This window comes from Streptomonospora alba (assembly GCF_000826685.1).
GTDB classification, from domain to species: Bacteria; Actinomycetota; Actinomycetes; order Streptosporangiales; family Streptosporangiaceae; genus Streptomonospora; species Streptomonospora alba.
The window spans coordinates 290,220-309,320 of the sequence record NZ_JROO01000006.1 but is presented as its reverse complement, the minus strand read 5'-3'; the positions used below and the strand labels follow the sequence as shown (position 1 = coordinate 309,320).

Sequence of the window (19,101 nt, the reverse complement as noted above, 5' to 3'; positions counted from 1 at the left end):
TCGGCGGCAATAGGATTGAGCTGTCCGAATCCACCGAGCCGTCGGCGCCACCGACCACGCCGCGGCGCGCGGCCCCCCGGGCCGGCGGCTCAGCGGAGCAGACACGTCCGATTCCGCCGAAGAAACGGTTTGCCTACATGTCCGCCATCACCCGTGATGAGGTCGCACACCTCGCCCGGTTGTCGCGGCTGGCGCTGCACGAGGACGAGCTGGACCAGCTCGCCGCCCAGCTCGACGAGATCATCTCGGCTGTGGCCAAGGTGCAGGAGGTCGCCCAGGGCGACATCCCGCCGACCTCGCACGCCCTGCCGCTGACCAACGTCTACCGCCCCGACGAGGACCTTCCCGGGCTCTCGCCCGACCAGGCGCTGGCGGGCGCGCCCGCGGTGGAGGACCAGCGCTTCCGCGTCCCGCAGATTCTGGGGGAGGACCAGTGAGCGCCGCCGAGCTGCTGCGGAAGAGCGCCGCCGAGCTGGGCGGGGCCGTCCGCGCCGGCGAGACCACCGCGGTCGAGGCCGCCACCGCATACCTCGACCGCATCGCCGAGGTCGACGGCGACGTCCGCGCCTACCTCCACCTGGACCGCGAGGCCGCACTGGCCCAGGCCCGCGAGGTCGACGAGCGCATCGCGGCCGGCGAGGACCTCGGGCCGCTGGCGGGAGTCCCGGTGGCCCACAAGGACGTCTTCACCACCGTGGACATGCCCACCACCGCGGCCTCCAAGATCCTCTCCGGATGGCACCCGCCCTACGACGCCACGGTCACCGCGCGGCTGCGCCAGGCCGGCATGGTGATCCTGGGCAAGACCAACATGGACGAGTTCGCCATGGGCTCCTCCACGGAGAACTCCGCCTTCGGCGCCACGCGCAACCCCTGGGACCTCGACCGCATCCCCGGCGGTTCCTCGGGCGGGTCCTCGGCGGCGGTGGCCGCATACGAGGCGCCCCTGGCCACCGGCACCGACACCGGCGGCTCCATCCGCCAGCCGGCCGCGGTGTGCGGCCTGGTAGGCGCCAAGCCCACCTACGGCGGCTCCTCGCGCTACGGGCTGATCGCCTTCGCGTCGTCGTTGGACACTCCGGGCCCCATCGCCCGCACCGTGCTGGACGCCGCACTGCTGCACGAGGCCTTCTCCGGCCACGACCCGCGCGACTCCACGTCGGTGGACGCCCCCGTCCCTCCGGTGGTCGAGGCGGCGCGCCGCGCCGACGTGGCCGGCCTGCGGGTGGGCGTGGTCCGCGAGCTGGGCGGCGAGGGCTACCAGCCGGGCGTCCAGCAGCGCTTCCAGGAGTCGGTGGAACTGCTGGAATCCTTGGGCGCCAAGGTCGTCGAGGTCTCCTGCCCGAGCTTCGACGCCGCGCTGGCCGCCTACTATCTGATCGCGCCCAGCGAGTGCTCCTCCAACCTGGCCCGCTTCGACGCGATGCGCTACGGCCTGCGCGTGGGCGACGACGGCAGCCGCAGCGCCGAGGAGGTCATGTCGCTGACCCGCGCCGAGGGGTTCGGTCCCGAGGTCAAGCGGCGCATCATGCTGGGCACCTACGCGCTCTCCAGCGGCTACTACGACGCCTACTACGGCTCCGCCCAGCAGGTGCGCACGCTGATCAAGCGCGATTTCGACGCCGCCTTCGAGAACGTCGACGTGCTGGTGTCGCCCACGACGCCGACCACGGCCTTCCCCATCGGCGAGCGCACCGGCGACCCGATGTCGATGTACCTGGCCGACCTGTGCACCATCCCGACGAACCTGGCGGGCAACGCGGCGCTGTCGGTGCCCTGCGGGCTGGCGCCGGAGGACGGCCTGCCGGTGGGACTGCAGATCATGGCCCCGGCCCTGGCCGACGACCGCACCTACCGGGTCGGCGCGGCAGTGGAGGCCGCCCTCGACGAACGCCAGGGCGGTCCGCTGCTGGCCCGGGGAGCGTTCGCGGTGTAGCCGCCGAGCGGCCGCGTCCCGGCCGCACGGAAAGGGCGCCGGGTTCCCCGCGGGGAACCCGGCGCCCTTCGCTGTGCGGTGCCGCGGGCGGCGGGAGCGGGGGAGGGGTAGGCGCCGCCCCGCACACGCGAAGCGCCCGCCGCCGCGTGATCGCGGCGACGGGCGCTGTCCGCTGTCCGGCCCCCGGGCGGGGGCCGGACGCCCATCGAAGGGGTCGGGCTTCAGCCCTAGCCGATGGAGGAGGTGCGGCGCTTGCGGCTCAGGTACATGACCGCGGCACCGGCGCCCAGAGCGGCGACGGCTGCGGCGACCAGGCCGCCCAGGGCGGCACCGGTGACCGGCAGGCCGCCGTCGGCCTCGTCGTCCTTGCCCTCGTCCTCGTCCGCAGGCGGGGCCTCAGCGGACTCGGTCGGGGTGGGCTTGTCGTCCGGGGTCTCCGAGGGCGAAGGGCTCGGGCTCGGAGAGTCGGTCTCGCTGGGCGAGGGCGTGGGGGTGGGCTTGTCGCCCGCGGTCCAGGTGAGCTTCGCGCCCGCGTCGGCCGGGATGTCCTTCGACTCGGCCGAGATCAGCGTCTGGGTCTCCTTGCCCTTGGAGCCCTTGAACAGGCGGCCCATGTGCACCGTGGTGGAGATGGAGGAGGAGATGCCCGCCTCGCCGGCCTCGGCGTCCTCGGGGATCTGCACGCCGAACTTCGTGCCGTTGGCGACGTCGCCCTCGATCGGCTCGCCGCTGCCCAGGTCGACCAGCGTGAGGCCCTCGGGGCCCGACAGCTCGACCGGAGCGCTCTCGGCGCTGGTCTCCAGCAGGAACTCGCCGACCGTCTCGCCTGCCTTGCCCTCGGCCTCGGCCGGGGTGATGCTCAGCGACATGTCGGGCTCTTCGCTCTGCTTCTCCTCGACGGCGTTCTCGACGAGGTAGTCGTAGAGCTTTTTGACCTCGGGGTCGTTGCCGTTCTCGCCCAGCTTCACGCCGTTGCTGAAGTGCCAGATGGCGGCCTGGGTTCCGGCCACGGCGTCCTTCTGGTTGAGGGCGCCGATCTCGGTGTTCGCCGCGAGGGAGGCGACGTCGACCTTCGGGAAGCTGTTCTGCAGCACCCAGTGGACCTTGGCCGGCTCGGCGAAGTCGCCCTTGCCGGGGTAGTTGTCCCAGGCGTCCTCTTCGTACTTGGCGCCGCCGACGATGTCGGTCTCGAAGTCGATGCAGTAGGTCTTGAGGACGGTGCCGTCGTCGAGCTTCAGCTTGAACAGGGTCGTGCCGACCTCGGCCCCTCCGGCCGTCTTCACGGCGTGGCCCTTTTCGGCGTTGCCGACGTACTTGCCGGTGGCGCCTTCAGCGGCGGCGGGGGCGGCGGCGAGACCGAGGGCCAGGGTGGCGGCCGCGGCGGTGGCCGCGAACTTGGTGACCGCGCGACTGCGGCGCGTGTCGGGCAGGGGGTGACTCATTACGCTCAAATCGTGTCCCGGTGGGATATAGGGGAAACCGGACGGTGCTTCGTTCGCGCTTGCGCGATGCGAACAGCATTCGGCCGACCAGGGGCGTGCGTCGACGCCGACTGCTGGTGCGGTGTTCGGCCGAAACGGATCAGACGCCGTAGGGCGTGGTGTACCGATCGCCGAGGACGGTAGCGGGGGCCGCGACGGCGATTTCTCGTCTACCGCACGGCAGATCCTAGCGATCCCGTTCGGGCCTTCCAACCTGCTTCGCCGAATTTATGGAATCTGTTCTGTGCTGTCCGTTATCCGGGGCTTCGGGGGTGCACGTGTCCGCCGCCGGCGGCGAAACCGCCCGGCACCTGTGCGTTTGCATGAAACATCGGATCGCCGGGCGTGTGGGGGAAGCCGGACGAGCGGGATGCGACCGCCTTCATCAGAGGAAACTTTGGCCGCAGGTGGCCACTGTGTCATCCGAATCCACTCCTGAAACGCCGTCCGAAGTCACAGCGAGCGGCGCCGCCGAGCCAGGTAAAGCGCCGCTGTACCGGCCGCCGCGAGGATCAGGCCGACGATGACGACGCCCCTCACCCATGCCCCCGTATACGCGAGGTGGTCGTCGGGGCGGCGGTCCTCGGCCACGACCAGCTCTCCGGACGAGGACGACGCCGACGGCGCCGGCCGGGGCCGGGCCGAAGGAGCCGCCGATGGAGCTTCGGCCTCGTCGGCCTCACCGGCCGCGGGCGCCGACGCGGAGGGGGAGGACTCCGCTTCCGTGTCGGCGGAGCCGCCGTCGGTCACCCAGTCGATCTTGACCGCGGCGTTCGCCATGGCCACGGCGGAGTCGGCCACGACCAGCGGCTGGGTCTCGACCCCGTCCTTGCCCACGAACAGCCGGCCCGGTTGCACCCGTGCGTCGGTCACCTGCGCGTAGACGGTCGCCACGCCCGCCGGCGCCTCCGAGGGCAGCCGCAGGAAGAACTCCTCGCCGTCGTGGACGAGGTCGACGTCCTCGCCTCCGGTACCGGTGAGTCGCCCGTGCCGCGCGCCCTGCACCCATACGGCCACCGGACCGGGCGAGGTGGTCCGCACGGTCAGCGGTCCGATCGGTGCCTCCGGATCGGCGCCCTCGACCCGTTCGGGGGTGAGTTCGAGCGTCGACTCCGGCACCTCGCCGGCGTGCTCCCGGGTGCCCTGCACCAGGTAGTCGTAGAGCTCTCGTATCGGAGTGGCGTTGCCCGGCCCCTGGGCGGACTCCCGTACCAGGTCGACCCCGTTGGTGTGGTGCCAGATCGCCGCCTGGGTCGCCGCGATCGCCTGGGGCGGGCCGAGGTCCGGCACACCGCTCTGCTCACGCAGATGCTCCAGCCCGACGTTCGGGTAGGAGTGACCGGTGATCCACGCCAGCGCTTCCGGGGTGCCGGGATCCACCGCCGGCGCGGTGTCGGAGCCCCAGCCCGTCTCGGTGTAGGCCGCCTCGGTGCTCACGCTGGCGCTGATGTCGGCGCAGTATGCCGTGACCGACGTGTTCTCGCCCACGGTCAGCCGGTACAGGGACGTCGTGGCGGCCTCGCCCCCCTTCAGCCGGAGCGTGGCGCCCTGTTCGGTCTCCGGGGCGACACGCGACAGGTCCTGGGCCGAGGCCGGCGCGGATACGCCCGCAGCTATGGCGAGCGTGGCGCCGACCGCGGCGAGGCACCGCCGCAGGATTCCGGACATGGGGGTGCGATCCCTCCCCGAGGAGCGGGCCGGTGCGGGACCGGGGCGGGCATGGGCGGGCAGGGCGTCGCCGAAGCGGCGGACCTGCACGAGCGACCTCAGATTAACCTTGCGCAGCCACGTGGACCGGGTGTGTACGACGAGGTGAAGTCGAATCGTGCGCAGGCCGTGACATTGCGGGCCTGGTGAGTAATCACTCCGTCGCTCAGCGGGAAGAGGGACCGCACGAGTGCCTGCTGTGCCGGGGGCGCCGTGGGGCCCTGCCGATGCGGGGTGGCGGGCGACCGGTGGGTGCGTGGCGCGGAGTGCTCCCGGCGAAGGGCGGTGGGGGCGAGGGGTGGGAGTGTGCCCGGACCTCCTGCCGCATCGGTAGGCTGCAAGTGGCGGTCCGCGGCCTGCCCGCAGGCGGGCGCGGCGCGCACCTTTCGGCGGTCGTGCCCCCGCGCGACCGCTACGCACGGGTTCGGGGCGACCCCGCCCGGCCCAGTCGGCGCGGGCCCCGCACGGATACGGATCTCGGATAAGGAAACGGGTTGCGGCGATGGTTGGCGCGGTAACGAGTAGCCCTGCCACGAGCGGTGACGGTCCGGCCCCCGTGGCCTTCGACGACGCCATGCGCTCCTATGAGCCGGTGCTGGGGCTGGAAACCCATGTCGAGCTCGGCACGGCCTCGAAGATGTTCTGCTCCTGCGCCACGGCCTTCGGCGCCGAACCCAACACCCAGGTCTGCCCCGTGTGCCTGGCTCTGCCGGGCGCGCTGCCGGTGGCCAACGAGACCGCGGTGGAGAGCGCGATCCGGCTGGGGCTGGCGCTGAACTGCTCGGTGGCGTCGTGGTGCCGCTTCGCGCGGAAGAACTACTACTACCCCGACATGCCGAAGAACTACCAGATCTCGCAGTACGACGAGCCGCTGTGCACCGACGGCTACCTCGACGTAACCGTCGACACGGCCGAGGGCCCGCGCGAGATCCGGGTGGACATCGAGCGCGTGCACATGGAGGAGGACACCGGCAAGACCGCCCACATGGGCGGCACGACCGGCCGCATCCACGGCGCCGAGTACTCCATCGTCGACTACAACCGCGCCGGCATCCCGCTGCTGGAGATCGTCACCAGGCCGATCGAGCACACCGGCGACCTCGCCCCGCAGGTGGCCCGCGCTTACGTCACCGAGCTGCGCGACCTGGTGCGCTCGCTGGGGATCTCCGACGTCCGCATGGAGGAGGGCTCGCTGCGCTGCGACGTCAACGTCTCGCTGATGCCGCGCGGCGCCGACGAGTGGGGAACCCGCAGCGAGACCAAGAACGTCAACTCGCTGCGCTCGGTGGAGCGCGCGGTGCGCTCGGAGATCGAGCGCCAGGCCGGCGTGCTCGGCGCGGGCGGGCGGGTCGTTCAGGAGACCCGGCACTTCCAGGAGAACACCGGAGGCTCCGTCTCGGGCCGCAGCAAGGAGGAGGCCCAGGACTACCGCTACTTCCCCGATCCCGACCTCGTCCCGGTGGCGCCCGGCGCCGACTGGATCGAGCGGCTGCGTGCCGGACTGCCCGAGCTGCCCGCCGCCAAGCGCGCCCGGGTCAAGGCGGAGTGGAACCTCGCCGACGAGGAGCTGCGCGACCTGGTCAACGCCGGGGCGATCGACCTCGTCGCCGCCACGGTCGATGCCGGCGCCTCCCCGGACGAGGCCCGCAAGTGGTGGCTGAACGAGCTTTCCCGCCGCGCCACCGAGACCGAGGTCGAGCTGGCGGCGCTGCCGATCACGCCCGACCAGGTGGCGCGTGTCGCTGCCCTGGTGGCGGAGGGCACGCTCACCAACAAGCTCGCCCGCCAGGTCGTCGAGGGCGTACTCGCAGGCGAGGGCGACCCCGACGCGGTGGTCGAGGCGCGCGGTCTGAAGGTCGTCAGCGACGACTCCGCGCTGGGCGCCGCCGTCGATCAGGCCATCGCCGACAACCCCGACGCCGCCGACAAGGTCCGCGGCGGGAAGGTCGCCGCAGTCGGCGCCCTCGTCGGTGCGGTGATGAAGGCCACCAAGGGGCAGGCCGACGCCGGTCGTGCCCGCGAGCTGATCCTGGAGCGCCTCGGCGCCCAGTGAGGCCCCCGGCGAGGCCTCCGTGCGAACCCGGCGGTGCGCGGCGGGCGGATGCGGTGCCGATCGGCGTCGCTGCGCCCGCGTGCCCCGGCACCGGCGGGCGCCGGATCCGCGGCCGCGCACGTCCGGAGGTGCACGGGAGGCGTCCCGGCGGCGCCTGTGCCGTGGATGCGGGGACAGGCGAGAGGGAATGCCGGCGGCCGTCGGAGTGTCCTAGAGAGGTCGGGGCCCGGGCCGCGCTCTCGGGCGCGGCGGCCGACGTCGCATCCGGTCCGCGGCCGCGGTACCGTCCGCCCCGGCGGAATCGGTCGACGGGACCGTGTCGGCGGTGCGCCGGATGGACACGCGCCCGCTTCGCGGTAATCGGGGTGAGACACGCGGCGCGGAGGCGCCGCCGAGTTCTGCACGGTTGCGGAGAATCGGGGGGAGCCGTTGAACACGGGGAGTTCCGCGGCGGTGGGCGCGCATCCGCTCGGCGACGTGGCCGGACCACGGACGGTGACCGGGTCGTCGCCGTGTCTCTGCTGCATCTCTACCTCAGCGTGACCTTGGGTGACTAGCCTGATCAAGCGGGAACCGGATGCACCGGCAGACACGCGACCAGCGAGTCGGCGGCGGACCCGATCCGCACCGCGGTGCGGAACGGATGCTGCGGGGCAGCAGTGCCGGTACCCGCAGTCGACGCCCCGGCACCGAAGGGGACCGGCCTCACGACCGCGGCCGCGCCCCGTGGGTCGGCCCCGACCGTCGAGCGCCGGCCGTGCGGGAGGAGGATCCCTTCGTTGACCGCTTCGCCGCTCGCGTCGGCGCCCGGGCACCCCTGCCGCCGAGCCTTCCGCCCCACAGGGCGGGCTGCGCACGGGAGCGGTGCGCGGCGGCAGCACTCGATCAGCCGCTCGCAGAGGCCTCTGCGGCGGTGCCCGGGGGCGCGCAGCCCTCGACCATCCCCCAGATCCGCCCTGCAGGGCCGAAACGGCCCGCACGACTCGTACAGGGCACGCATTCCGGAAGGAGGCGGGTGCCTTCGCCGCGGCCGGGAAGCCGCTGCCGAGGCGCCCTACCAGTGATGATCACGGTTGCCGCGGTGGGATCCGCCGCCCATCCGGTCTTCAGCGCCCGCTCGGGAGGGCTGCGATGAAGGCCGATTCGCGCATCTGGCTGGGAGCCGTCGTCGCCCTCGCGCTCTTCTACGCGCTGGGCTCGCTCGTCAGCGTCGGCGAGACCACACTCACCGTCTGGCTGGGGTCGTGGCCGCCCGCGGTCGCCGCGGCGGGCGCCGCCGCGTCGCTGCTGTACGCGTCGCGCCTCAGGGCCGCCACGGACGCCGACAGCGAGGCCAACTCCGAGGGCGCCGACGGAGCGGGTGCGCTGCGCCTGCTGGGGTTCGCCGCCGCGGCCTGGAGCGCCGGTGCGCTCGTCTACGCGGTCACCGGCCTGCTGAGCACCAACGCAGCGGTCTCGCTGAGCTTCGGCGACCTGTTCTCCCTGGTGGCTCTGCCGCTGTTCGTCGCCGGGTTCGCCCGCTTCGCGCCGCTGCCGCGCGGCTTCCGGCCGGTCATCCGGCACGTCACCGACAGCTACGTGTGCGCTGCGGCCCTGTTCTCGATCGTGTGGCTGCTGCTGTTCGCGCCGCTGTACAGCGAGTTGGGCGAAAGCGGCGGCTTCCTCGCGTTCGCGCTGGTGTACCCGGTCGCCGACATCGTCGTGCTGTGCCTGCTGGCCCCGCTGGTGTTCACCTCGCCGCACAGCACACGCCGCGCCGTGCTGCTGGCCATCGGCGCGTTCGTGATCATCTGCGGTGCCGACCTCATCGGCGCGGTCACGCGGCTGACCGGCGGGCTGCCCGCAGGCGGCATCGAGTACCCGGTGCGGTTCCTCGGTTTCGCGCTGCTGGCCAGCCTGCCGTGGCTGATCACCGACCGCGCCGGCGCCCGTCCGCGCACGATCACCGGGCGCGGGCTCTACCGCTTCGCCCCCGAGATCGCCGCCTTCGGCGCGCTTTTCGCGGCCGCGGTGGTGCTGACCATCGCGGCGGTGCGCGTCGACGGGTGGGCGCCGGTGCTGCCGCTGGCGGCGGGATCGGCGGTGCTGGTGCTGCTGGTGCGGATGAGCGGGCTGCTGGAGGAGAACGCCACGCTGTCGCGGATGGTGTACACCCGCGAGCAGCACTTCCACGAACTCGCGAAGAACAGCGGCGACGTCATCCTCATCCTCGACTTCGACGCCCGCATCTTCTACGTCAGCCCCGGCGCGGCCGAGGCGTTCGGCTACCGGCTCGACGACCTGCTCACCGAACCAGTCACGTCGATCGTGCACCCCGAGGACCTGCCGCTGGTCGAGGAGGCGATGGCCTCGTTCGACCGCAGCGGCGGCGAGGGCATCCACCTGCGGCTGCGCGTGCGCGCCGGTGACGGAACCTGGCGCCACACCGAGTCCACCGCCTCGCTGTACGAGCAGCCCGGCGAGCCCGACCGCCTGCTGGTGACCACCCGAGACATCAGTGCCCAGGTGGCGCTGGAGGACCAGGTGAACCACCTGACCTTCCACGACGGCATCACCGGCCTGCCCAACCGCGCCTACCTGGAGGAGCGTGCGCGCGAGGTGCTGGTGCGCCGCGAGCGCGGCCAGGCCGGAGGTGAGATCGCCGCGGTCTTCCTCGACCTGGACGGCTTCACCGCGGTCAACGACTCCGCCGGGCACACCTTCGGCGACTACCTGCTCGCCCAGGCGGGGCGGCGGTTGCGCGCCACCACCGACTCCGGATTCACGCTGGCGCGCTGGGGCGGTGACGAGTTCGCCGTGCTCATCGAGCACAGCTCCACCGCCCAGCACATCGTCGATTTCGCCGAGCGCCTGGTACGGGCGATCAGCGCCGACCCCTTCCAGGTGGCCGACCGCGAGGTGGTGCTCTCGGCGAGCGCGGGGGTGGCCTTCGCCGAGACGGGCATGGAGAGCGGCGAGCTGCTGCGCAACGCCGACATGGCCCTGGCCCGTGCCAAGGAGATGGGCGGAGGCGGCCGCCTGGAGATCTACGCCGCCCACATGCACGCCAAGGTCGTGGGCCGCCTGGAGCTGCAGACGCAGCTCCGCCAGGCGCTGGCCAACGGCGAGTTCCTGCTGGAGTACCAGCCGGTGGTGGACCTGGAGAGCTCCCAGGTGACCGGCGTGGAGGCGCTGGTGCGCTGGCAGCACGGCGACGAGCGGGTGCTGCCGGAGGGCTTCATCGGCCCGGCCGAGGAGTCGGGGCTGATCGCGCCGCTGGGGGAGTGGATCCTGCGTGAGGCCTGCGAGAAGGTCGCGCTGTGGCGGGCCTCGGAATGGGACATCACGCTGTCGGTGAACCTGTCGGTCAAGCAGGTTCTGGCGCCGCGGTTCGTCGAGACGGTGGCCGGCGTCCTGGCCGACAGCGGTCTGCCCGCCGAGGTGCTGACCATGGAGGTCGACGAGGAGGTCGTGCTGGAGAGCCAGGGCGAGGCCGTGGAGCGGCTGGCCCAGCTGCGGCGGCTGGGCGTACGCCTGGCCATCGACGACTTCGGCATGGGCTACGCGTCGTTGGCGCACCTGCGCGAGCTGCGGGTGGACACCATCAAGATCGACCCGTCGTTCATACGCGACCTGGGCACCGACGGCACCGTCACCCTGCTGACCCACACCATCATCCGGCTCGGCCAGGACCTGGGCGTGCAGGTGGTGGCCGAGGGCATCGAACGCAGCGAGCAGCTGGAGCAGTTGCGCACGATGGGCTGCGGCTACGGCCAGGGCTTCCTGGTGGCCCGCCCCATGGTCGCCGAGGGTGTCGAGGCACTCGTGGGCGGCGAGGCCGGTATCCCCCTGTAGACCTCCACTAGACGCTCCGCGGCGCGGTGGCGCAGGAGCGGGGAGAGGCTCCGCGCCATCGGCGTCCGGGGGTGGGGAGCGCCTCCGCGCCGCGGGTGTGCAGGTGTACCGTCCCCACCCCGGCGGCGGTGCCGTGTGCACGGGGCGGTTCCCCCTCGTTCGGCGCCAGGCGGGCGCATGCGCTCCGCGCTCGGAGCCCTGTTGCCGCGGCCTCCGGGGGCCTGGGGTCACCGGCTCCAGGCGGATCGCGGCGGGGCCTCACCCCTCTCGCGTACGCGCCCTCCCGTCTCCCCGACCGATCCTCCGGAATGCCGAAGAATGCTCCGGAAAGCCCGGTGGATACCGAATGGCGGAATTCCACCGCGCTCGGGAGTCGATTCCCGCTGCGCACGGACGTGACTGTGACCTGGGTCGCACTCGCATGATGATCGATGCGTCTCAGATCATGAGATAAATTTGCGTTCCAGTTGACGGGCGTCTGTCGGCTCGGCCATTGTTGTGACCGTGCAGAGCGACTTCTTCCTCATTCTCGTACTTGGTCGGCGCGCAGCCAGCTGACCAAGTCTCTTGCTGCGCGCGCCCTCCAACCGCACTCGCGGTGGGGGGTTTTTTGTTGCTCAAGCACCTCCCGACTGACGAGCCCTCTCCGAAGGATCTTGTGATGACCGAGCAGATGACCGGAGCGCAATCGCTCATCAGGTCACTGGAGCATGCCGGTGTCGACGTGGTTTTCGGGATCCCCGGCGGGGCGATCCTGCCCGCCTACGACCCCCTGTACGACTCGGCCAACGTGCGGCACATCCTCATGCGCCACGAGCAGGGGGCCGGCCACGCAGCCGAGGGCTACGCCTATGCCACCGGGCGTCCCGGCGTCTGCATGGCCACCAGCGGCCCCGGCGCGACCAACCTCGTGACCCCCCTCACCGACGCCCACATGGACTCGGTGCCCATGGTCGCCATCACCGGGCAGGTGGCCACCCCGATGATCGGCACCGACGGCTTCCAGGAAGCCGACATCTGCGGCATCACGATGCCCATCACCAAGCACAATTTCCTGGTCAAGAACGCCGAGGACATTCCGCGCACCATCGCCGAGGCCTTCCACATCGCCTCCACCGGGCGTCCCGGCCCCGTCCTCGTCGACATCGCCAAGGACGCGCTCCAGGCCTCCACCGAGTTCGCATGGCCGCAGAAGCTGGACATGCCCGGCTACCGGCCCGTCACCAAGCCGCACGGCAAGCAGGTGCGCGAGGCCGCCCGCATGATCGCCGAGGCCCGTCGGCCCGTCTTCTACGTCGGCGGCGGCGTGCTGCGCGCCGGCGCCGCTCAGGAGCTGCGCGTGCTGGCCGAGCTGACCGGAGTTCCGGTGACCACCACGCTCATGGCGCGCGGAGTCTTTCCCGACAGCCATCCGCAGAACGTGGGGATGCCGGGGATGCACGGCACCGTCGCCGGGGTGGGGGCGCTGCAGAGGGCCGACCTGATCGTCGCCCTGGGCGCCCGCTTCGACGACCGCGTCACCGGGCGCCTCGACAGCTTCGCTCCCGAGGCCAAGATCGTCCACGCCGACATCGACCCGGCCGAGATCTCCAAGAACCGCCACGCCGACGTGCCCATCGTCGGCGACTGCCGCGAGGTCATCGCAGACCTGGTCGTGGCGGTCCGCAACGACCAGGCGTCCGGCCGCCAGGGCGAGTACGAGGCCTGGTGGTCCCAGCTGAACCGGCTGCGCGAGGTCTACCCGCTGGGCTACGACGAGCCCGATGACGGCACCCTGGCCCCGCAGCAGGTCATCGAGCGCCTGGGGCAGATCGTCGGTTCCGATGCGTCCTACGTCGCCGGAGTCGGCCAGCACCAGATGTGGGCCGCCCAGTTCATCGGCTACGAGAAGCCCGGCACGTTCATCAACTCCGGCGGCCTGGGCACCATGGGCTTCTCCGTGCCCGCCGCGATCGGCGCGAAGGTGGGCGATCCCGAGCGCACCGTGTGGGCCGTCGACGGCGACGGCTGCTTCCAGATGACCAGCCAGGAGCTGGCCACCGCCGCCATCGAGGGCATTCCGATCAAGGTCGCCGTCGTCAACAACGGCAACCTCGGCATGGTCCGCCAGTGGCAGACCCTCTACTACGAGAGCCGCTACTCCAACACCGATCTGCAGACCGCGCCGCGCGACGCGAAGGTCCGCGTTCCCGACTTCGTGCGCTTGGCGGAGGCGTACGGTTGTGTCGGACTGCGCTGCGAGCGGGCCGAGGACATCGACGCCACCGTCGACAAGGCGATGGCCGTCGAGGACGCGCCGGTGGTCGTGGACTTCTCCGTCAACCACGACGCGATGGTCTGGCCCATGGTCGGCCCCGGAACCAGCAACGACCACATCCAGTACGCGCGCGACATGGCGCCCGACTGGGACGACGAGGACTAGAGGACCGGGTACCGGTCAGGTTCACGAAAGAGGCGATGACGTCACAATGAGCCAACACACCCTTTCCGTCCTCGTGGAAGACACCCCCGGCATCCTCGCCCGGACATCGGCGTTGTTCTCGCGGCGCGGGTTCAACATCAACTCGCTCAGCGTCAGCACCACCGAGTACGAGGGCCTGTCCCGCATGACGATCGTGGTCAACTGCGACCGCCACCCCTTGGAGCAGGTGACCAAGCAGCTCAACAAGCTGGTCAACGTCATCAAGATCGTCGAGATGGACAACGACGCCGCGGTCCGCAGGGAGCTCCTGCTGGCCAAGGTCAAGGCCGACACCGCCAACCGCGCCGCCGTCATCCAGACGGCCGAGCTCTTCCGCGCCAACATCGTCGACGTCGGACCCGACGTCGTGGTGATCGAGGCCACCGGCAAGCCGGAGAAGCTCGACGCGCTGGTGCGCAACCTCGAACCGTTCGGCATCAAGGAACTGGTGAAGTCGGGCCTGGTCGCGCTGGGCCGCGGCCCCCGGTCCATCACCGACCGCTCACTGCGCGCGGTAGAACGCAGCGCGTGAGCCCCGGCGCGGCCGGCGCCCACAAGGCGCGGCCGCCCGGGCGGAGTTCCGCACCCGCCGCGCGTCCCGGGGCGCGCGGCGGCCCCCGTTCGAAACCAGACGACACACGCTTTCCATACACGCAAGGAGTAGGCCGAAGTGGCAGCAGAGATGTACTACGACGACGCCGCCGATCTCAGCATCATCCAAGGGCGTACCGTCGCCGTGATCGGTTACGGCAGCCAGGGGCACGCGCACGCGCTGTCGCTGCGGGACTCCGGCGTGGACGTGCGCATCGGCCTGGCCGAGGGCTCCCAGAGCCGCCAGAAGGCCGAGGAGGCCGGGCTGCGCGTGGCCACCCCCGCCCAGGCCGCCGAGGAGGCCGACCTCATCGTGGTGCTGGTCCCCGACCACATCCACCGCGACCTCTACAACAACGAGATCGCCCCCCACCTCAAGGCCGGCGACGCGCTGTTCTTCGGCCACGGCTTCAGCATCCGCTACGGCCTCATCCAGCCGCCCGCCGACGTCGACGTCGCCATGATCGCCCCCAAGGGGCCGGGTCACCTGGTGCGCCGCCAGTTCGAGGAAGGGCGCGGCGTACCGGTGCTGGTGGCGGTGGAGCAGGACGCCTCCGGCTCGGCCTGGGGCCTGGCGCTGTCCTACGCCAAGGGCATCGGCGGCACCCGCGCCGGCGCGCTGAAGACCACCTTCACCGAGGAGACCGAGACCGACCTCTTCGGTGAGCAGACCGTGCTCTGCGGCGGCCTGTCCGAGCTGATCAAGGCCGGGTTCTCCACCCTGACCGAGGCCGGCTACCAGCCCGAGGTCGCCTACTTCGAATGCCTGCACGAGGTGAAGCTCATCGTCGACCTCATGTACGAGGGCGGCATCTCCAAGATGAACTGGTCGGTCTCCGACAACGCCGAGTACGGCGGCTACACCCGCGGCCCGCGCATCATCACCGAGCAGACCCGCGAGGAGATGCGCCGCGTGCTCTCGGAGATCCAGGACGGCAGCTACGCCCGCGAGATGGTGGCCGAGTTCGACGCCGGCCGTCCCACCTTCGTCAAGCGCCGCGAGGCCGAGCAGAACGAGCCCATCGAGAAGGTGGGCGCCGAGCTGCGCCCGCTGATGAGCTGGCTGCAGGGCTGAACTCAAAGTCCGCCGACCGGCCGCTCCCGCGTCGCCCCGCCCTCGCACGGGCGGGCCGCGGGGGCGGCCTGCCGCTGTCTGGGGCGAGCGCGGCACCGGGTGGCCCGCTTCGGCGGCCCGGACGCGGCGACGCCGTGTGCGGGCAGGCCATGATGCCTGGTCACAGCGCTCTTCCGCGGCGTAGCGGTACCCCCTTTCCCGAGCGAAACCCACCGGCGCACTAGACTTTTGGTGGCCGTCACAACCGAACGAGCCCACCGATGTGGGAAAGGACCAGCCGCGAAAACGCGGCCACGCCGCAACCCGAATAAGGAAGCAAGCTGTGCCTAAGCCCTCCGTTCTCGTCGCGGAAGAACTCTCCCCCGCCGGTCTCGCGCTGCTGGAAGGCGACTTCGAGGTCCGCCACGCCAACGGCGCCGACCGGTCCGAGCTGCTGCCCGCCCTCGAAGACGTCGACGCTCTGATCGTCCGCAGCGCGACGCAGGTCGACGCCGAGGCGCTGGCCGCCGCCCCCCGGCTCAAGGTCGTGGCGCGCGCCGGGGTGGGACTGGACAACGTCGACGTCGACGCGGCGACCAAGGCCGGCGTCCTCGTCGTCAACGCCCCCACGTCCAACATCATCAGCGCCGCCGAGCAGGCCATCAACCTACTGCTGGCGACGTCGCGCAACACCGCGCCCGCGCACAACGCGCTGATCAACGGCGAGTGGAAGCGTTCCAAGTACACCGGCGTCGAGGTCTACGACAAGACCGTGGGCGTCGTCGGCCTGGGCCGCATCGGCCAGCTGGTCGCCCAGCGGCTCGCGGCCTTCGGCACCCACATCGTCGCCTACGACCCGTACGTGCAGCCCTCCCGCGCGGCGCAGATCGGCGTCGAGATGGTCAGCCTCGACGAGCTGCTGCGGCGCAGCGACTACATCACCATCCACCTGCCCAAGAACAAGGACACCCTCGGCCTCATCGGCGACGAGGCGCTGTCCAAGGTCAAGCCGGGCGTGCGCGTCATCAACGCCGCGCGCGGCGGCATCCTGAACGAGGACGCGCTCTACCGCGCCATCAAGGAAGGCCGTGTGGCCGGCGCGGGCATCGACGTGTGGGCCTCCGAGCCCTGCACCGACAGCCCGCTGTTCGAGTTCGGCGACAACGTCGTGGTCGCCCCCCACCTGGGCGCCAGCACCGCCGAGGCCCAGGAGAAGGCCGGCACCCAGGTCGTCCGCTCGGTGAAGCTCGCCCTGTCCGGCGAGTTCGTGCCCGACGCCGTCAACGTGCAGGGCGGCGCTGTGGCCGAGGACGTCAAGCCGGGCCTGCCGCTGACCGAGAAGCTCGGCCGCATCTTCACCTCGCTGGCCCGCGGGGTCGCCGACCGCATCGACATCGAGGTCCGCGGCGAGATCGCCGCCCACGACGTCAAGGTGCTGGAGCTCGCGGCGCTCAAGGGCGTCTTCGGCGACGTCGTCGAAGAGACCGTGACCTTCGTCAACGCCCCGCTGCTGGCCAAGGAGCGCGGTGTCGAGGTGAACCTGGTCACCAGCGACGACAACTCCGACTGGCGCAACCTGATCACCGTGCGCGGGCTGATGCCCGACGGCCAGCGGGTGTCGGTCTCGGGCACGCTGACGGGCCCGCGCCACCACGAGAAGCTGGTGGAGATCAACGGCTACAGCATGGAGATCCCGGTCAGCGAGCACATGGCGTTCCTCTCCTACCACGACCGCCCCGGCATCGTCGGCAAGGTCGGCGCGCTGCTGGGCGAGGCCCAGGTCAACATCGCCGGCATGCAGGTCAGCCGGGACACGGAGGGAGGTACGGCGCTGATCACGCTGACCGTCGACTCCGAGGTCCCCAGCCCGATCCTCGAGGAGATCTCCACCGAGATCCAGGCGTCGCAGACCCGCCAGGTCAACCTGGAGGACTAGCGGCACGTCCCGCGGCGCCCCGCTGAGCCGGGGGCGCCGCGAGCACGCTGAGGGCCGTCCGCGACCGCGCGGACGGCCCTCAGCGTTGTTTCACGGCTGCGCTCGCAGCGCCGTTCGGCATGAAGTCGCCGGCGCAGGCTGGCGGGTTATTCGGACGTCCGATAGTCTGTCTTCCTAAGAGATGGCGCGCGGCGACACAGCCGCCGACGCCTCGCGCACGGCCCGCCCGGCACATCGGGGACCGCGGCCGCCCGGCACCACCCCGGCTCGGGACAAGTGCGCGCTTCGCCCGCTGTCCGCGCCGACGTCCGTCGCGGCAGCGTCCGTCCCGGCCCCTGCCGAGCCACCCGTTCGGCGGACTGCCGCGCCGTGCCGCCCGCACCGGCGGCGCCGGAGCGCCGGGATCCCGCTTTCGCTTCCCGATCAGCTTGTACCGCGGCCCGGCGTGGCCGCGGCCGCGTCACCCGGAGGAGAGCCGTGTACGACACCACTCCCGCACCCGCCGATACCGATTCCGCCGAAGCCACCGAGGCTGTGCAGGTCGCATTGGACCGCCGCGACAACGGAGGCTCCGCGGGGCGCTAGTCTTGTCTCACTGAACGTTGTCTGGGGTCTCAGCATGTGAGAGGCGGTCGGGTTCGCGCGGACCCGCCCGCCCCGCGCCGAGGCCGGTCCGACACCACCGAATCACTGAGTAGGGGCTGGGCTGCTAATGGCTGCGCGCACCGTGAATCTGGCCGTCATCCCCGGCGACGGGATCGGCCCCGAGGTGGTGGCCGAGGGACTCAAGGTCCTCACCGCCGCCGCCTCGGAGCACGACGTCGTCTTCGAGACCACCGAGTACGAGCTCGGCGCCCGCCGGTGGCACCGGACCGGCGAGACGCTGCCCGACTCGGTCGAAGAAGAGCTGCGCGGCCACGACGCCATCCTGCTGGGCGCGGTGGGCGACCCCAGCGTGCCCAGCGGCGTGCTGGAGCGCGGCCTGCTGCTGCGGCTGCGCTTCGCCTTCTCCCACTACGTCAACCTGCGCCCGGTGCGGCTGTATCCCGGTGTGGGCACGCCGCTGGCCGGTGTGCGGCCCGAGGACATGGACATCCTCGTCGTGCGCGAGGGCACCGAGGGGCCTTACGCCGGCATGGGCGGCGTCCTGCGCAAGGGCACCCCCGACGAGATCGCGACCCAGGACAGCGTCAACACCCGCCTGGGTGTCGAGCGCGTGGTGCGTTTCGCCTTCGCCAAGGCCGCCCAGCGCCCGCGCAAGAAGCTCACGCTGGTGCACAAGGACAACGTGCTGACCTACGCCGGTGAACTGTGGCAGCGGGTCGTGCGCGAGGTCGGAGCGGAGTTCCCCGAGGTCTCGGTCGACTACTCCCACGTCGACGCCGCCGCGATGTTCTTCGTCTCCCAACCGCAGCGCTTCGACGTGGTGGTCACCGACAACCTCTTCGGCGACATCATCACCGACCTCGGGGCGGCCGTGGCCGGCGGCATCGGTATGGCCGCCAGCGGCAACATCAACCCGGAGAACGACTTCCCGAGCATGTTCGAGCCCGTGCACGGCTCGGCGCCCGACATCGCCGGCCAGGGCAAGGCCGACCCCACCGCCACCGTGCTGTCGGCTGTCATCATGCTCGACCACCTCGGCCTGGACGCCGCCGCCCGCAAGGTCGAGGAGGCCGTCTCCGAGGACCTGCGCGTGCGCGCCGAACTCGCCGCCGACGAGCGCTCCACGTCGGCCATCGGCGACGACATCGCCAAGCGAGTAGCCGGGCAGGGCTGAGCCGCGCCGCGCCTCGGCCCTGCTGATTCGACGATCGGCACGGCCGGGTGCGCGGACACCCAGGAGTTCCACGCCGCAGCGGGCGCGCCGATCGACCGGCGCGCCCGCCGTGTGCTGCCCTTCCGCGCCGCCGCCGGCCGGTGTCCTGGCCTTTCCGGTACCGGTTCCGGCAGGGTGGCGGCCTGTGGAGGTCTATGGCCGCGGGTGCGTCGTTTCCGTCACACTGGAATCCGGGGCGGCAGTGCTGCCGCCCCGATGTACGGAGAGG

The 19,101-nt window shown here is 71.6% G+C and carries 11 protein-coding genes; 9 read left to right on the top strand and 2 right to left on the bottom strand.

Features of this window, described 5'->3' with window-relative positions; genetic code table 11:
* The first annotated feature begins 137 nt into the window (after positions 1-137).
* Positions 138-437, top strand: a complete 300-nt coding sequence (gene gatC, locus LP52_RS04160; RefSeq protein WP_040270831.1) for an Asp-tRNA(Asn)/Glu-tRNA(Gln) amidotransferase subunit GatC — start codon at positions 138-140, stop codon at positions 435-437.
* Complete coding sequence (gatA, locus tag LP52_RS04155) at positions 434-1,936, top strand: Asp-tRNA(Asn)/Glu-tRNA(Gln) amidotransferase subunit GatA (protein WP_040270830.1); 1,503 nt, start codon at positions 434-436, stop codon at positions 1,934-1,936. Before gatC ends, gatA begins: the two co-directional genes overlap by 4 nt.
* Positions 1,937-2,163: 227 nt before the next feature.
* On the opposite strand, the gene LP52_RS04150 is transcribed toward gatA, so the two are convergent.
* Entirely contained in the window at positions 2,164-3,378 is a 1,215-nt protein-coding gene (locus tag LP52_RS04150; protein ID WP_157036195.1) for a thioester domain-containing protein, read from the bottom strand.
* Positions 3,379-3,870: 492 nt separating this feature from the next.
* Complete coding sequence (locus LP52_RS04145; RefSeq protein WP_040270828.1) at positions 3,871-5,085, bottom strand: thioester domain-containing protein; 1,215 nt, start codon at positions 5,083-5,085, stop codon at positions 3,871-3,873.
* A 541-nt stretch (positions 5,086-5,626) separates the two neighbouring features.
* Here LP52_RS04145 and gatB point away from each other — a divergent pair.
* The 7 genes from gatB to LP52_RS04110 all read left to right on the top strand — a co-directional run bounded on the left by gatB (position 5,627) and on the right by LP52_RS04110 (position 18,833).
* Positions 5,627-7,177 (top strand): Asp-tRNA(Asn)/Glu-tRNA(Gln) amidotransferase subunit GatB, encoded by a 1,551-nt coding sequence (gene gatB, locus LP52_RS04140; RefSeq protein WP_040270827.1) that lies wholly within the window; start codon positions 5,627-5,629, stop codon positions 7,175-7,177.
* Positions 7,178-8,308: 1,131 nt separating this feature from the next.
* Positions 8,309-11,011 carry a putative bifunctional diguanylate cyclase/phosphodiesterase gene (locus tag LP52_RS04135; protein ID WP_040270826.1) on the top strand — a complete coding sequence of 901 codons (2,703 nt, stop codon included), beginning with the start codon at positions 8,309-8,311 and terminating at the stop codon, positions 11,009-11,011.
* Between the two features lie 613 nt (positions 11,012-11,624).
* The gene (locus tag LP52_RS04130) at positions 11,625-13,433 is read left to right on the top strand and encodes an acetolactate synthase large subunit (RefSeq protein WP_274518776.1); all 1,809 of its coding nucleotides are present in this window, start codon (positions 11,625-11,627) and stop codon (positions 13,431-13,433) included.
* Between the two features lie 46 nt (positions 13,434-13,479).
* A complete protein-coding gene (ilvN, locus tag LP52_RS04125) occupies positions 13,480-14,004 on the top strand; it encodes an acetolactate synthase small subunit (RefSeq protein ID WP_040270824.1) in 525 nt (174 codons plus the stop codon).
* Between the two features lie 138 nt (positions 14,005-14,142).
* Positions 14,143-15,138, top strand: coding sequence for a ketol-acid reductoisomerase (gene ilvC, locus LP52_RS04120; RefSeq protein WP_193789939.1), 996 nt, complete (start codon positions 14,143-14,145; stop codon positions 15,136-15,138).
* Positions 15,139-15,460: 322 nt separating this feature from the next.
* Positions 15,461-17,053 carry a phosphoglycerate dehydrogenase gene (gene serA / locus LP52_RS04115; protein WP_040270822.1) on the top strand — a complete coding sequence of 531 codons (1,593 nt, stop codon included), beginning with the start codon at positions 15,461-15,463 and terminating at the stop codon, positions 17,051-17,053.
* Between the two features lie 712 nt (positions 17,054-17,765).
* Positions 17,766-18,833 carry a 3-isopropylmalate dehydrogenase gene (locus LP52_RS04110; protein WP_040270819.1) on the top strand — a complete coding sequence of 356 codons (1,068 nt, stop codon included), beginning with the start codon at positions 17,766-17,768 and terminating at the stop codon, positions 18,831-18,833.
* Positions 18,834-19,101 lie beyond the last annotated feature (268 nt).